The 16,152-nt window shown below is 61.5% G+C and carries 8 protein-coding genes and 3 pseudogenes; 2 read left to right on the forward strand and 9 right to left on the reverse strand.

The window, feature by feature from the left end; translation table 11 throughout:
* Positions 1–4: 4 nt before the first annotated feature.
* The 8 genes and pseudogenes from QZM72_RS12295 to QZM72_RS35645 form a co-directional block, all read right to left on the reverse strand.
* Entirely contained in the window at positions 5–463 is a 459-nt protein-coding gene (locus QZM72_RS12295; protein WP_301738209.1) for a DUF1795 domain-containing protein, read from the reverse strand.
* Positions 464–528: 65 nt separating this feature from the next.
* Positions 529–972 carry a hypothetical protein gene (locus tag QZM72_RS12300; RefSeq protein ID WP_301738210.1) on the reverse strand — a complete coding sequence of 148 codons (444 nt, stop codon included), beginning with the start codon at positions 970–972 and terminating at the stop codon, positions 529–531.
* A 43-nt stretch (positions 973–1,015) separates the two neighbouring features.
* The gene (locus QZM72_RS12305) at positions 1,016–1,885 is read right to left on the reverse strand and encodes an ankyrin repeat domain-containing protein (protein WP_034193886.1); all 870 of its coding nucleotides are present in this window, start codon (positions 1,883–1,885) and stop codon (positions 1,016–1,018) included.
* Positions 1,885–4,884: a type VI secretion system Vgr family protein gene (locus QZM72_RS12310; RefSeq protein WP_301738211.1), complete on the reverse strand. Its 3,000-nt coding sequence runs from the start codon at positions 4,882–4,884 to the stop codon at positions 1,885–1,887. Before QZM72_RS12310 ends, QZM72_RS12305 begins: the two co-directional genes overlap by 1 nt.
* Positions 4,885–5,031: 147 nt before the next feature.
* Positions 5,032–6,912: a type VI secretion system baseplate subunit TssF gene (tssF, locus tag QZM72_RS12315; RefSeq protein ID WP_301738212.1), complete on the reverse strand. Its 1,881-nt coding sequence runs from the start codon at positions 6,910–6,912 to the stop codon at positions 5,032–5,034.
* 756 nt (positions 6,913–7,668) lie between these two features.
* A pseudogene (locus tag QZM72_RS12320) lies at positions 7,669–8,314 on the reverse strand (hypothetical protein); the annotation flags it as partial.
* Positions 8,283–9,259, reverse strand: a pseudogene (locus QZM72_RS12325) (ATP-binding protein). The pseudogenes QZM72_RS12320 and QZM72_RS12325, both read right to left, overlap by 32 nt.
* 25 nt (positions 9,260–9,284) lie before the next feature.
* Positions 9,285–11,070, reverse strand: a pseudogene (locus QZM72_RS35645) (integrase); the annotation flags it as partial.
* A gap of 769 nt (positions 11,071–11,839) precedes the next feature.
* Here QZM72_RS35645 and QZM72_RS12340 point away from each other — a divergent pair.
* Both QZM72_RS12340 and QZM72_RS12345 read left to right on the forward strand, forming a co-directional pair.
* Positions 11,840–12,874, forward strand: a complete 1,035-nt coding sequence (locus tag QZM72_RS12340) for an ABC transporter substrate-binding protein (protein ID WP_089470262.1) — start codon at positions 11,840–11,842, stop codon at positions 12,872–12,874.
* Positions 12,875–12,972: 98 nt separating this feature from the next.
* A complete protein-coding gene (locus QZM72_RS12345; protein ID WP_301738215.1) occupies positions 12,973–14,655 on the forward strand; it encodes a GMC family oxidoreductase in 1,683 nt (560 codons plus the stop codon).
* A gap of 47 nt (positions 14,656–14,702) precedes the next feature.
* Here QZM72_RS12345 and QZM72_RS12350 read toward each other — a convergent pair whose 3' ends face one another.
* Entirely contained in the window at positions 14,703–16,130 is a 1,428-nt protein-coding gene (locus QZM72_RS12350) for an aldehyde dehydrogenase family protein (protein WP_301738325.1), read from the reverse strand.
* Positions 16,131–16,152: the final 22 nt, after the last annotated feature.

The following is a 16,152-nucleotide window of genomic DNA, read 5'->3' on the forward strand; positions in this document are numbered from 1 at the left end:
GTTGTTATTCCGACTCTTGTTCTGCCGGACGGTAGCCGTCGAGCCAGTTGCGCCACAATGCGTCGAGCGTTTCGCCGAAGCTCTTCGGGCTCGACGCGGTAAAGATCAGCACGCGTCCTGGGGCAACGATGAATGCGCCTTGCCGTTGAAAAACGGTCTTCGGGCCGTTCCGATAGGCAGCGTCGATGCGCTCCCCCGGCATTCCGTCAGTTTCAGGCCCGAGCCGTTCAGTCTGACGCGAAAGCACCCGGTGTCCCTGCAACCGCGATTTGAGCAGCGCGATCTGACGATCGATATACGGCGCAAGGGTCTCTCCGTCCTTGAGCCAGTCGCGTGCAACACTGAGGTTCGGCTGCGCGGCCGTATCGGCCGGCACGAAGAGGTTGGTCGTGCGATCCTCGAAACCGTTCGGCAGAACGATGCTGCCTTCGTGAATCCGGATACGGTTTTCGGAATCCGTCATGCTGGTTCTCTCGTGATGTGTAGTTGTTGGAATGACTGGAAATCAGCGTCCACTCGCGCCGACACTCATTTTCCTTGCAGCGCGACGGTGCTTTCCCGGCGCAAGCGCAAGCTGCCCGCGAGCAATACGACATGTGCGACGAGCCACGCGTAAAACGCAACGCCGTAGCCGGATATCGGCGTCGCATCTGCTTCGTTGAAGTACCACTTCGTCGTGAACAGTGAACAGAGCGCACACGCGAGCGCTGCGGCCGAAAACTGGCTCGCGCGGGTATATCGGTTCCGGGCGAGCTGGACGGCCGCGGCCACGTAGAGCGGATTGGCCAGCCATGCTGGATTGAGCATGAACAGTCCCAACCAGCCCTGGGCGAGAACCGACAGCCCGCTGAGCGACGCTTCCTTTTCGAAACGCATCGCCGGCATCGTCAGTGAGAGGAGGTACAGCGCCCCGGATACGCCGAGAACCGTCTCCCGCCTGATACGCGGCGTCGAATCAAAAACGTTCATCATTTCCCGAGTCCATTGCACGACGCTTCCACCGTCACGCGTGCGTTCAATCCGTCTGGCCGGCCGGCGTCACGACCTTCTCGCCGCGCGCGCGCATCGCTGCACGTTGCGCCTTCGGATCGAGCGGCGGCCACGGCGCGCCGGCCGTGACGATCTTTCGGCGGATATCTTCGATGCGCGTACGCGCCGCGGAATCCGCAGCCGTATGGTTCTTTAACTCGTTTTGCAGCACCCACCCGTACGACACGCCGAGCTGGCTGGCAATCTTCGGATCCGCGCCGTGCGAGAGGAGGTAGTCGACGACGTCCCACTGCTGAATCATCGTCGCCTCGAAGAGTGCCGTCTTTCCGAGCGAATCACGAGCATTCACGTTCGCCTTGTGCTCAACGAGCAGCTTCAGCTGGGGCAGCAGCCGGTTCTCTGCAACTGCAAAAATCATCGGCGTGTCGCCGTTGTATTGCCAGTTGGGATCGAGCCCACTGTTCAACAACACGCGCAGAAGGTTGGGCGTATCGGCCCGCAATGCGACGTCGACTACCGATCCGCCGCTGGCACCGACCGGCGCCTTGGGATCTGCGCCGTTCTTCACGAGCACCGAAATGATCTGGTAGCGCGGATTGGACGCATCGTTCTTGACCGGGACGATTTCCTGCACGGCATACGACAGCAGCGTCGTATTCTTCGCGCCGGGCGCATTCAGATCGGTCTTAGGCGCAAGCTGCTGAACGCGAGTGAGATCGCCGTCATGAATGGCCTGAGCCAACGTGAGTTGCTGCCCCGAAAAGAAATCTTCCGGTGCGTAACGCTTGAAGCCAGTCATGTTCGTCCCTTGGGCTTGAGTGGGCCACCAGAGCGGCGAGGACACTCCAACGAGTGCGGCAATCGCGCCGGCGGTTATCGCTTTTTTGTATCGCATCAGTGAGATGAATTCAGTTGGGAGACCAGGTCGAGTTGATCCTTCGCGACCTGCTGGTTGATCCCGTTCGTCACGTCACCCATCAGGTGACGGCCAACCGTGGTCACGCTCTCACCATCGAGCGTGACGGGGCTACCAACAGCCTTGGGCATCAGCGCCGCCGTACCGTCGCTGATCGGCCCGAGTCGGCCTTCCTGCAGGCCGGTCAGGATATCGCCGTCGACGCGGTAGGCAGTGATGTTGGCCGGCTGGGCGGTCCCGCCGTATTGTGCGACGGTCTCCGGATTGAGGCCGGCAGCATTGAAGGTCACCGCCGAACCGCCGCTGGCCTCGGCTGCAGCAGACGCCAGGCCACCGCCGAGCGAATGCCCGGTGAAATCGACGCCGGCCGACGCGCCCGTGGTCTCGATGTTCTTGCCGATCGTGACCGCATTGCGGTAATACGGCGCATCGGCGCCGAGCCCTTGCGCCATGTTGTTGCTCATGTCTTCGCCGAAGAGCTGCTGGGTTCCCTTGAACGCGATCGTCGGCTTCATGCTGTCGCCGAAGACATTCGGATCCGGGATATACATCTGCGACCCGAAGTTGCTACCCCTTTTCTCGAAGTCGCTCGGCTTGAGCCCGAAAGCCTTCAACGCTTCCGGATCGTTGGTCGCCATCTTCCACCCGGTCGGCGGCGGATCGTTCGGGTGATACACGTGATCCGCGAGTTTCGCCAGTTGCTGCGCCTTCAGCGAGCTCGCCAGCTTGGCCGCCGCCGCGCGCGTCGCCGGATCGGGGCTCGCCAGCCCCTTCGCGATCGTCGCCTGCTCTGCCGCCCACTCGAGCGCGAGCGCCTGTTCCGCGGATTGCGCACTGCCGCGATTCAAATGGATGACCGGCCCGTCGAGATAGATGCCGTTCGCGTTGATGACGATCGTTGACGGACCGAAGGTCAGCTTGATGCTGTCCGGCGTCATCGTCACGACGCCATCGCCGACACGATGCTCGATGCCGTCGCTCGCCTGATGGCTTTGCATGCCGGGCCCGGCCTTGCTCGCGATGGCCTTCGTATTGATCACGTTCGCCGTGGTGTCGCGCGTCAGCGCGATGGTTTCCTTCAGTCCACCCTGCGCGATCTGCTTCGTCTCGCTGCCCTTGAGCAGCGACACCGTGCGCGCGCCGGCTTCGACCGTATGCGTTTCCGAATCCTTGATGACCGTGTTCATGTCTTTCTGCGCGTGCAGAAAGACTTCTTGCGCGCCGTTCACGTCCGAGAACCGCAGTTCGTTCGAGCCGGCGCCCTTGTGCGTCTGGCTCTTGATCCCCATCGTCTGCCCGGCAGCCCCGTGATAAGGATTGCCCTGCTCGCCGTTGTAGACGCGGCCCACAATGACCGGATTGTCGGGGTCCCCCTGATTAAACGCGACCAAGACCTCCTGATTGATCCGTGGGATGGCGGCCGCCCCCCACCCGTCGCCCGCCCAAGGTTGGGACACGCGGATCCACATCGAATCCGAGCCGTCCAACTTGCCGCGCCGATCCCACAGAAAGTGCACCTTCACGGCACTGCCGTTCGTGTGAATTTCTTCGCCCTTTGGGCCGACAACGATTGCCGACTGCGTACCGTGAATAACGGGCTTCGGCGTATTTCTGGGCGAACGATACGGAAACTTCTTTGGGAGTAGAGAGAATGTATTGCGGTACGGCAGTTTCGCGTTGTGTTCCGTGTAATCGTTCACGGCCTCATGACGAACGTGCAGGATGGCGTATTCCTGATTATTGGCCATGACTGGATGGTTGGTCACCGTCACACTGCCTGCAGCGCTCATCCGCCACGCATAGCCGCTGCCCGTATAGCGATGCGCGCTCGCTTCTTCTGCTTGCATCGCAATGCGTGCGTAACGGTCACCGTCATCGCCGTGGTCGAACAACGACTGATGTTCGAAACGCTCTGTCGTTTCGAGCCCCGCATGCCGGAGATTCTCCGGCTCGGCCTGCGCCAGCATCAGCGGCGACGACGGGTTTTGGTGATTGAAGTCGCGAAAGGCGATCTTGCCGACACCAAAACGCCGGCCTTCATGCAACTGGTCGATACCGTTGTCTTCACTCGCCGCGCTGGCGTTATACGGCAAGTTAGCCAGCCCGTCGATCGGGCGGAAAACGAAATTCGTATCGCCGATGACAAGGAAGTGCTTTTCCTTTTCGTAGCGGTGCGTCCAGATCAGGCCTTCCTGCTCCATCAGACGCGCACAGAAGTTGTAATAGGACTCCTGGTACATCACGATGTATTCGAGCGGCTTCTGTGCGGTCCGGATGTCGAACTCGAAATCGGTGAACCCGTGATCCTGGAAAATCTCGGTGAGAATGTCCTGAGCAGTCTTGTTCTGGAAAATCCGGCAGTCGGTCGAGCGCGTCAGAAACCAGAACCACGGCGCCACCGTCATTTGATATTGCGTCACTTTGCCGGGGTTGCCCGCCCGGTCGAACGACGTGACGTAGCCGTCGAAGTATCGGATGCCATCGGCGGCGCCTGATGAGACGATGCGCTCGAGCGTGGACTGCCGCGCGCTCTGGTCGAATTGAATCTTGACCGGTTGCCCGATCAGCTGATCAGGCACCAGGTCATGCTGGTGTGACAGCAAATCGAGGTGAATCTCTGGCAACCGATTGACATGTTCATCGATGACCGCGGTGCTGACCAGCAGCACGTCCGGACCGAGCGGCGAGTCGATGGTCACGTATCGATTTAGCTGAGTCAGCCGAGCAACGCCACCGGCCGCATTGTTAAGCGCGTCCGCAATCGCGGCCGGCGTTTTGTTCATCAGCGAGAAGCCGGTCTGCGCAAGCTGAACCGCGCGTTGCACGGTGTCGATATGACTTGCGACGCCGGCGAGCGGGCCAATCTGTCCTGCCACCGTGGATGCGACCGGTCCGGCAAGGCCGCCAAGCGCGCTCAGCGAGCCCAACAGATTTCCGCCGGAACCGGCCGGAATACCGCCATTCGGGGCGAAACTCATTTGAATTCCCTTTATTTTCGTCTCAGGTTCTGTCCCCAATTGGCTCACCAGCTTGAGGCCCCGCTACTGTAGGACAAAACGTTTGCCGGCGAAAGATACCTGAAATTCCTTTGCAATTTCCCTGCTGGCACCCTCTTCCTTCATCAGTCAAATAAGCGGTTGGGAACCGGCGCAGGGTTCGCCGCGTCGCAGTACCGCACCGGTCTCTGCCGAGATCAACACGATTTGCACAAAGCTGGTGACTGGAACGTACGGGGAAAATAGTCGATCCATCACGCGCCCCAGTCCGGCGAGACTGAATTGGACGAAACGCTGCTCGTCGATCACGAGCCGGACCTCCAATCCTTGGACGAACGCGGAAGCCGGCTTGCCCGGCATCCAGCGCCGCACCCGTTCAGTCGAGAGGGAGACGAGCGCGTCGAATCGCCGGCCGGCGTCGGGCGCGGACATGCCGAAGCGAGTGCAAAAGCGCTTGAACTCATTGAGCCCTTCGGCGTTCAGTCGTGCTGCCTGCGGAACCAGCCACGACAGCAGTTCCCACAGGTCACCGCGGCGAAGAATCGGCGCGGGACTTGCACTGGGCTGAGCCAACAACTCGATCTCGTCACCAGAGTCCCCATCGCGCACGGCCAACTGGCGCTCGCGCATGTCCGCCAGGTTGCCATTTGTGCAAGACAGCACGATGTCGAGCTGGCGCTGCGCGGCCGGATCGACGGGCTCGCCGCGAGCGTTCACAAGCGCGAGTTCCAAGCCATGCAATCCGTCTGCGCGCGCTCCAGTTGCCTGTCCACGCAGCGCTTCCTGTCCCGCCTTGCCGGGCTCGAAAGGCGGCTTCGGCGCGCGCCGGGCTTCGTCGCGCAAAACAACCCAATACGGGCCTGGCGCTGCGCCAAGCGCGTGCTGCAAGGATTCGAAGGGCGGCAGAAGCGCGGCGCCTTGGGCGGTCGTTATACGGACCTGATCAACTGACCAGATCTCGGTCGTGGCAGCGGTCTTCAGCGAAAACGGTTTCAGCGCATAGTACGCTTGCCCAGCCTTCGTTTCGATTGGCTCCGCATTGCTCGAGAACAAGTTGACTACTGGTGTGCAAAACAGCCGGAGATTGTCGGCCGACGCGGCAATCAGTCGTTGGGCGCAACGTGAGTCAGGGTGGACGCCGGCAAGGGCCAAATGCAACGTGATCCTGCGCGCACCGCCCGCCAACCGTTTCAGCCGCGCCAAATCCAGATCGAGGTTGTCAAATCGAGCGGGAAACGCGCCGTACTCCATCAACAAATGAAACGGAGCAGTCGTGTTGTCGCGAGACGGCGGAAGCAGGGCATCGGCATCGTCGAAACCTGCGGCCGCCAGCGGCATGTCCACCCGACGCCAGCGCCCATTGCCGTCCAGTTCAACGAAGACCCGCGTGGCGTGCATCAGCACGCCGTCGGCGAGCGCAGCCACCACCTCCCTTTCCCCCGCCAAATGCAACCGCACCGTATCTGGAGCGATGGAGAAGTGGGCTGACGGTGCCGTGAGCTCAAGGGTGAAAGACAAAATCCCCGTGGTGTCGGCCGGCAGTGTGGTTTGCATCGGCGCGACGGTCGACGTCGCGTAACGTACACCGGAGACGGTCAACGGCACCAACGTGACGTCGGCGGCGGTGCGGAACACCAGGCGGCTATTCGGCGCCACCAGTTGCGTGCCGCGTGGAACAATCCGCGGCTCGGTCTGCTTGCTGTCTCGATCCACGCGGAATTGGGCCATCGCACAAGATGGAAACGGCCGCAGGAACGCTCCATGGATCGTGTCAATCAACGCGTGCGTAAACTCCGGCACCTCATCTTCGAGTCGGATGTCGTGCCGAGCGCTCATCAACGCGAACGATTGCAGCAGCCGTTCGACATGTGGGTCATCCGAGTGCTCACCTGACATTGCAAGGCGAGCTGCGATTTTGGGGTAAAGCTCGGCGAATGCGCGCGTCGAGCGGCGCAGCAGACCCAACTCACGCTCAAAATGCGGTAGAAGATCCTCGGGTTCGATGGCCATACGCGTTTAAGACAGTCACGCCGATCTGTCAATCGGTACCGTGCTCATGGGTAGACGCAGCGATTCTAACCGGGCGTCGCGCACGCTTATCTCGAATTTATCGGGAGCGAATCAATCCTAGTGTTTGAAATACGCAAGCCATGAGGAATGCCGTGAAGCGAGGGCCGCCACTATGGCCCTCGTGACAGCCCTCTGGGCTTCGGGAGGTTCGGTTGCCCATCGCCAAGCGAGCAAAAGCGATGAGCACGCTCTCGAAACTTCTCGGCATCGTAGCAGAGCACGTTCGTTCGTCGACAACGTTTAACGATTGTTCACCGATTGCCAGCGATGCGCTCAATATCGCCCGTCCGCGGGCACCGATCTCGAGAACGGTTTCCACGTCGACACAACTCTCCAGCGTGGCCAAACGATCGTCGCAGCGCGTACGTCCCTGTCCCTCGCGCCTCCGACGGCCGACACTTTCGGCCAACAACTCGGTACGCAGAATATGCACCGGCCCGCAGCAGAAATGGTGTGCGCTTGCAGAACGAAGCTCGCTCGCCTATACCCGTAGACCAAAATAAACTTGTCACCGTTTTCGAAGTAAAGATGTCACTCCGCAGGTCGCCGTGGACCAAATGGTGCGAAATTCTCGGGAATTCATGAGGTTGCACGTCGCGAATTAAAGTTGTCACTGGCCGCGGCCACGCGAAGACCAGTGTCAACTTCCGTTGGGCGCAGATGCAGCGATCGCAACCATGCCGAAGCGATAACGACCAAGTGACGTTCGTAATAGCGGCGCGTCAACGTCTTGCGGTACTCGGGCTTCATCGGGCGAGCCCTGTCTGGCGACCAACCACCGCCTCCGTAACTGCCTCCACAGAACGCGCATCGATACAGCGACTCGAGCAGCCGAACATTCACGACGTAGGGGGCCTCATAGCCGCAGCGACGGCACGCGGTTTCCATCTGCCGATAATGCGCCGGACAGGTGTTGAATTTCAGCATCTGGTGCACGACGCTATGGTAGCCGCGAGCAACACAGCTGCGGCAGTGACGAAACAGGGGGCTGTACTGGCGCCGCTGACTTGGGTGCAGCAGCCCCATCTTGAGCGACGCATAGGGAATACCGAGGATGCTGTGTAGCCGCGCAATACTGACGATACCGAGTTGGGGTACTACGCCCTCGTACGGATCGACATCGGGGCCCATCACCCGCGCGACAACATTGCCGGGCAATGCGTTGACCTTCTCGAACTTCCACAAAATCGACACGAGCGATTCGCAGGGATCCAGCCAGCGCTTGTTGAACACGTAGCCCATCGATGGACTCAGCTTTTTGCTCGTTGAGCGTCAGAATCGGCAGGCGTGGCGGTTGGAGCGACCGCCCGCTACGCTGTGGCGAGGACGTGGCCGGTTGCATGGCGGGACTGAAGTAACCACATTGATACACGGCGTGCGTCCACAAGGCCGGCTCAGGACAGTAACCCAGCGCGTCCTTGAGTTCGCTGTCCTTCAGCACAATTTCGACCGCACGTGCGAACGACTCCATCGGAATCTCGAGACGACCCGGCAGACTGGCCTTGTGGTGGGCCGCCTCAAACGCCCGCCAGAGCTCGCCCGCGTCGTCGAGCAAGCGATACCCGGCGTCGAAAGCCTGCGGCAGATAGAATCGCGTAAAACTCCAGTCGCTCGTCTCCGGATACGCAGTCTGGCCGTAACCGTTCAGACAGGTCGCGACATCGTCGACGTTGCGAATCTCGTAAAACGACAGCTCTTCCATCATCAGGCGCGCGACGATCTGCGTCTTGCCGGCTATCTGCAAGGCAGTTTTCTGGGAGAGCAATTCCTGTTGGCCGACGAGAAACGTGAACAGCTTGATCTGCTGGCGATCGAGCGCATCGTGAACGTCCCGCAACCATTCGTATTCGTTTTCATTGTACCGCTGCGCCTCGTCGCAAAACAGCAGCACAGTACCGCTGCCGGCGCGGGCGGCCGCTTCGCGAGTGCGCAACGTCAAGCGCATGCGCTTGGCCGAACGGACGCCTGCGTTCGGGTTATGGTCTCCGACCGCCTCGAGCAGGTTCACGAAGAATGGGCCTTCGGCGTGCCGCGGCTTGTGTTCGCACTGCGCATGGTAGCTGGTGATTTTCGGCAGATCTCGGGCCAGCAGCAATCGCAGATACTCGATTGCACGGGTCTTGCCAATGCGCGGCGGTCCATAGATAAGCGCGCCCACGATGCGATAACGCAAACATTTCGTGACGAGATCGTAGAAAGTCTCGATGGCCGGCGTAGCGATCCGGTAATTGCCGGTCGCCAAGGGATGCAACGCCGGATCGATGGGACGTGGAACGTCGACTGACATGGTGTCCTCCTCTCGGAAACGGGGATCAACCTACCTGACCGATGCCGATCTTCAGCTTGCGCGGATGCGCCCGCACCTCTAGGACTTCGGGCTGCACTACACTGGTAGCCGGGTAAGCCACGGCGGTCGTCGTGGACATCGATGTCGACACCGGTCCCGGCGGCGTCCGAACGATCGGCGCGGCTGCCAGAATGCGAGCCGCTTGCGCCAAATCGGATGCGGCCCGGCGGGTTTTCCCGGCCTGATCGAGCTTGGCGCGGATGTACCTCTCGATCCCGCTGGCATCAAGTGATGCCCGCAGACGCTTGCGGCCTTGGGCCTTGCGAATCTCCTGTCGCAAGGTCAGGTTGTGCGGCACGACGCGCCATGCACCTTGCGCGTCGAGGACGCCTAATTCGGTGCCGTCGAGCAGGAACGCGCGGACACTGCGCAAATCATCCACGTTCAGGTAGACGAGCAGCTGCTTACCGATGAGCCCGGTGCTGCAAGCCAGAACGGAACTCGAATAACGCACACCGTAGAGGTTGATATGCGGTCGGGTACCCTGATTCAGATAGGCGTGGACACGACAACGCTTCGCCGACTGCATCAGGCACAGCGTGCGACGGCGGGGCTCCGGCAACCAGTTCACGAGCGTATGTCGGCCACGGACGAACGATTCCATCGCCTCGAGCGGCGTGACGTTGTTGAGTCCTGTGTGCAGCGTGCCGTTGTAGCTCGCGATCGCGTATTCGACCAACTCTTCGAGCTCGTCGAAGGACACGAACAGGCGCAGATTGCCCTTTGAGTCCGACAAAGCGCGACGCAAATCGCGAGGATGGCTGCCGGTGTAGCCCGGCAAGCGCGAGGACAACCGAGTGGCGATCGTGCCAAAGAGCCGCTCGATGTAAGGGCGCTCATCCGGACTGTGCTTCGGTCCGGCCGAGACCTGACAGCCAACGAACTCACATAAAGCGGCCAGCGTTTCGGTAGCGAGATTCGCCTTCGCGTTATCGAGCTTGATGTGCTCCTACGTCACATACGCCAGCTCCGGCATGCGTTGAGACGGGTACCATCCATGGGACCGTAGCCAAGTTCGCAAATCGTGAAGGTCCGGCTCGATGCGGCTCGAGCGCCGCTTCAATCGCTTTGATGACGTCGTAGCGACTGTATTCCCGAGCCAGAACGAGGTGATGCCCGAGCACGGCGCGTGTGCATACGTCAATGATCACCAACAACCAGACGCGTCCGATTTCGAACTCGTGCGTAAAGCCGAGCGGATCGAGCATCACGACCTTGAGACGGATATCGAGCCGGTGCCCGTCGAATTCAACGACCTGCTAGGGACGTGTCGCGGCGGGCGCAGCGAAATCATAGCGGCGCGGCAGGCCTTTCAGGTGCGTCGCGCCAGCGGCACGCGCAGCGGTTCCGAATCCGCTCAGCAGTTCGCTTTTGACGCGAGCCGAGAGCGATCGGATCGCGTGGCTCGTCGTATTGAACGGATAATCGGCAGCCGTGAAGCCGCACTGGCGACAGTGCCACAGAAAACTCACATGCAGTCCTTGAAGGCCGCTCAAGTGGGTGCGTAATTCGCCGCCGGTACGGATCTCGATCAACGCGACACGGTGCTGCTTGATTTGCAACTGCAGCCACGCTGCCAGCGCCGGGAAACGCTCGAGCAGTTGCGATAACGCGCCGACGGCGCCGCGGCTTCCGCGTTCGCCGTTCAGTTTCACCGGGCTCAAGCGGACGTAATCAGCAACGCGCGCGTGCAAGATCAGCGCGCGAAAGCCATAGAGGCGACCGTCTGGATGCGCTGTGAGTGCGCGCTCGCGCTCAATCTCGAGCAAGGTATGCGGTATCGTCACGAAAATTTCGACTGCGCGTAGGAGCGAAGTCGAGACCAACCCGCGCGCCGCGACCAGACAGGGCAATATGTGCCGCCAGTTGTCGAGCCAGACGCACGCGGCCGCGAGATCGGCTGATGTCACCAAACGAATCGGTATGCCCTTGAGTTCGTCATTAGGGCGCGCAGCTGGCTGCGGCATTTCCGCGAGCGAATCTAAAAGGATGACTAACTCTTCGCGGTTGACATAGCGGACCCAAAAGTCGGCGAGGTAGCACCTCCCGCTGAGCTGCGCGTAACCCGGCCGCTCACAAAACGATTGGTCTGCGGACATATGCGAATTGACGACATTATTTTGGTGACATCGTCAATAAAGTCGTCAACTCCGGTGCCACATGCCTTGAACAGTGGAGATTCTGGAATGACAGAATTAATTTGCCCTACGGCGACGGACTGATCGACAACGTCGACCGGCCATCGGTGGATCAATGTGCGTACCGAGCACCACCAATGGCCGTCGCGGCTATTGCCATAGGTACTCGACGTGTTCGGGTTTACGCCTGAATGAGCCCGCGTCAGCCATTACATTTTGGCATGCCGGCTCAAACAATTTCGATGTTGTAGCCATCAATTTTGCTCACTATATTCGACACATGAAGTGCCGATTTGCGGCGCACATCCGCACCGACAGGTCAGGCAAGACTACGAACGATGTTTTCGCTCAACTGCGTCGAGGAAGATCCGTGAAAAAACTGATGAAGCTGCGTCCGGTTGCCATAACACTTACGCTCGGTTGTGCGACCAGCGTTTCCGCGCTTGCCGCCGGGCAAATCACGTTCGTATCGCAAGGCGGCGCCTATCAGGAAGCGCAGACAAAAGCGATATTGGATCCGGCCGCAAAAGAGCTGGGTATCACGATCAAGCAGGACAGCATTCCGGATGCGTGGCCGCAAATCAAAGCACAGGGCGCGACGGGCAAGCCGATCTGGGATGTCGTCGACACGCCCACTTCGAATTGCCTGCGCGGCGGCCGTGAAGGACTGCTCGAGAAACTCGATTTTTCGAAGATGCCGAATGCCGCGTCGGTCCCGGAAAAATATCGAACGCCCTATTCGGTCGCATACGAGTTCTATTCGACGGTCATCGGCTACAACAAGAAAGCCCTGAAGAAGCCGCCCCAAAGCTGGGCAGACTTTTGGAACGTGAAGGATTTTCCCGGAACGCGCGCGCTGCGCAACGACCCGCAGACGGTGCTCGAAGCCGCGCTGCTCGCCGACGGCGTGCCACGCGACAAGCTCTATCCGCTCGATGTCGATCGTGCATTCAAGAAGCTCGCCCAGATCAAGCCCAGTATCGCAGTGTGGTGGACCTCGGGTGGCCAGTCCGCACAACTGCTCCATGACGGCGAAGTGGATATGGAGATGATCTGGAATGGACGTGCGAGCTCGATCGCAAAAGACAATCCCGACATCGGGTTCACCTACAACGACGGCATTTTGCAGAATACGCAGCTGTGCATCCTCAAGAACGCGCCGAACCTCGCGAATGCGGTGCGTTTCGTCGACGCTGCGGTATCGCCGAACCTGCAGGCCAACCTTCCGACCTATATCGACTACGGCCCCGGCAATCCGGCTGCCTACAAGACCGGCAAGATTTCGGCCAAACGCGCAAGCGAGTTGCCGAGCTCGCCCGAGAATGCGAGCAAGCAGGCGTTGATGTCAGAGGATTGGTGGGCGTCCGATCAGGGCGTCCAGGCAAAGGCGCGCTGGCTGAAGTTCATGCAGCAATAAACCAGTCGACACGTGGCGACGGTGGGCGTGCCCTGCCGCGCGCCGTGCGATGACCGCCGCGCCGGGCGCGGCCGCTTTGCCCCTTTTCGAGCGTCACGATGTACGACTATCTGATACTCGGCGGCGGCTCGGCCGGCTGCGTCCTTGCGGCTCGACTCACCGAGGACGCAAACCGAACCGTATGTCTGATCGAGGCCGGCCGGGACCTCACACACGCGTCGATGCCCACCGCTATCCGAAGCCGCTATCCCGGACGCGCATACCTGGACCCTCGCAACATCTGGCGGCATCTGCACGCGAGCATGAGCCGGCCCGCCGCGCCGCGCCGCTACGAGCAGGGACGGTTGCTCGGCGGTGGATCGGCGATCAACGCTTTGATGGCCAATCGCGGGGCACCCGGCGATTATGACGAGTGGGAATCGCTCGGTGCATCGGGCTGGAACTGGGCGAGCTGCCTGCCCTACTTCGTCAAACTCGAGACCGACTGCGATCTCGCCGGCCCGCTACACGGCATGAACGGGCCAATACGGATTCGGCGCGCGCGCGACGATCGGCTCTCGCCGTTCGTACGGGGTGCGATCGGCGCGTTGGAGCGGCGCGGTTTTCCGCTGCGCGCCGATCAGAATGGCGCTTGGGAGGACGGCACGTTCGTCGGCGCGATCGCTGTCAGCGACGCCGGCGAACGCATCCCGACCTCGGTCTGCTACCTCGATGCAGCCGCCCGCGCTCGTTCCAACCTGACCGTCCTCACGGATTCGTTCGTTGAGCGCGTGCGGTTCGAAGGACGCCGCGCGACGGGTGCCGAGCTGCGCGGCGCCGACGGCACACACATTACGTTGAGCGCACAACGAGTCATCGTCTGCTCCGGTGCACTGCACAGTCCGGCGCTCCTGATGCGCAGCGGCATCGGTCCCGCGGAGAATCTCGCCGCGTTAGGCATTGATATAGTCGCGGCACGCGACGGCGTGGGCCGCAATCTGATGGAGCATCCGTCCATTGCCGTGTCGGCATTCTTGCCGCGCGCGATGCGCACGCCGTTTCCCGACGAGCATCACGAACAAGCGATCGTTCGGTACTCGTCTGGACTACCCGGCACGCCTGCGGGCGATATGCACGGCGCGATTCTGTCCCGCTCAGGCTGGCACTCGGTCGGCTATCGGCTCGGCACGATGTTCTTCTGGGTGAACAAGTCGTATTCGCGGGGCCGCGTGACGCTTGCGTCGCGGCATGCGAAGGACGAGCCGACGGTCGACTTCTCGATGCTTTCGGATTCCCGCGACCTCGAACGGCTGAAGGGTGCCGTACGCTTCGGGGCTGCCACCCTGGCGGACGCGAATTTTTCCGCAGCCCTCGGGCCACACTTTCCTTCGAGCTACTCGACGCGGGTTGCATCCGTAGCGCGCCCGGGCGCATGGAACGCAATACAGCGCGGGACACTGAGCGCACTACTCGACTTCGCCGGACCGCTGCGGGCAACGCTCATCGAACGTGTCGTCACGGCGCGCATTTCACTCGACACACTGCTGATGGACGACGCCGCAATGACGGAATTCGTCGTGCGATCGGTCGGCGGAACATGGCATCCGTCGGGTACGTGCCGGATGGGAGCGGCCGACGATCCGCTCGCCGTCACGGCATCGGACGGTTCGGTACACGGTGTCGAGGGGCTGTACGTTTGCGACGCATCATTGATGCCGTCGATCCCGTGCGCGAACACGAATGTGCCGACGATCATGATCGCCGAGCGGGTCGCAGATGGCTTGCGCGGACGGACCGCATAACGTTCGGACAGTTGCGGCGGCAGACCACGCCGAAGCCGGCGATAGGCTCAATGTCCGTACCCGACGATGCCCTTCACCTCGAGAAACGATTCGATTCCCCACTCGGCGTACTCGCGTCCATTGCCGGACTGCTTGTAGCCGCCGAACGGAGCGCCCGGATCCCACTCAGGATAGTTCAGATAGACACCGCCTGCGCGCAGCCTGAACGCCACCCGACGTGCCCGTTCGATATCGGTTGACTGGACGTAGGCGGCAAGGCCATAGGGACTGTCGTTCGCAATGGCGATCGCGTCCTCGTCGTTCCGGTACGGCAGGATTGCCAGCACGGGGCCGAAAATCTCCTCGCGTGCAATCGTCATGTCAGGACGCACGCCGGCGAATACGGTCGGTCGCACGTAGTACCCACGCTCGAGCCCGTCGGGCCGGCCAAGGCCGCCCGCGACCAGCGTCGCCCCCTCGGCCATACCGGCCGCGATCGACCGTTGAATACGCTCGAACTGCACGGCGCTGACGACAGGCCCCATCGTAACGCCCGCTGCATCGGCAGGCCCGACACGATGCGCAGCTGCCGCGCGACGGGCAATCGCGATTGCTTCCTCATGCCGCGACGCGGGCACGAGCATCCGCGTCGGCGCATTGCACGATTGGCCGCTGTTGCTGAAGCAGCTATTCACCCCCTTCGTCACGGCGATCTCGAAATCGGCATCGTCCAGCAGCAGATTCGCGGATTTTCCGCCCAGTTCCTGATGGACGCGCTTCACACTCGCCGCCGCGACCGTGGCAATCTGAACGCCTGCTCGCGTCGAGCCCGTAAACGACACCATGTCGACGTCCGGATGCGCGCAAAGCGCCGAGCCGACCGTCGGGCCATCCCCCTGCACAAGGTTGAACACGCCGGCCGGCACGCCTGCCTCATCGAGCACCTCGGCGAAGATCGTTGCGTTCAGCGGAGAAATCTCGCTGGGCTTGAGCACTGTCGTGCAGCCGGCAACGAGCGCCGGCGCGACCTTGCAGACGATCTGATTCATCGGCCAATTCCACGGCGTGATCAGCGCGACGACGCCGACGGGTTCATAGCGCACGAGCGTCGTCCCCTTGCGGCGCTGCCACGCGAAGGTTTCGCACGTACGCAGCAATTCCTCGAGATGCCGACGGCCGAGTCCCGCCTGCCATTCGCGCGCGAACTGGCGCGGCGCACCGATTTCGCGCGAGATTGTGTCGGCGATGTCGTCGTAGCGAGTCAGATACACGTCCAGTATCCGACGCACGAGCGCGACGCGTTCCGCTGGTTCCGTCAGCGAAAATGTCGCGAACGCGCGCTTCGCGGCAGCCACCGCCCGATCGACATCGCGGGCATCGCCAAGCGCGACGTCGGCGAACGGCACTTCGGTGCAAGGATCGGTAACTGCAAGCCGCTCGTTGCCGGCGGGCGCGACCCACGCACCGTCGATGTAGAAGTTCAACGCATTTCTCATGCAGGTTCCCGTTCGATATGAA

This window comes from Burkholderia sp. AU45388, from assembly GCF_030481585.1.
Lineage (GTDB): Bacteria > Pseudomonadota > Gammaproteobacteria > Burkholderiales > Burkholderiaceae > Burkholderia > Burkholderia sola.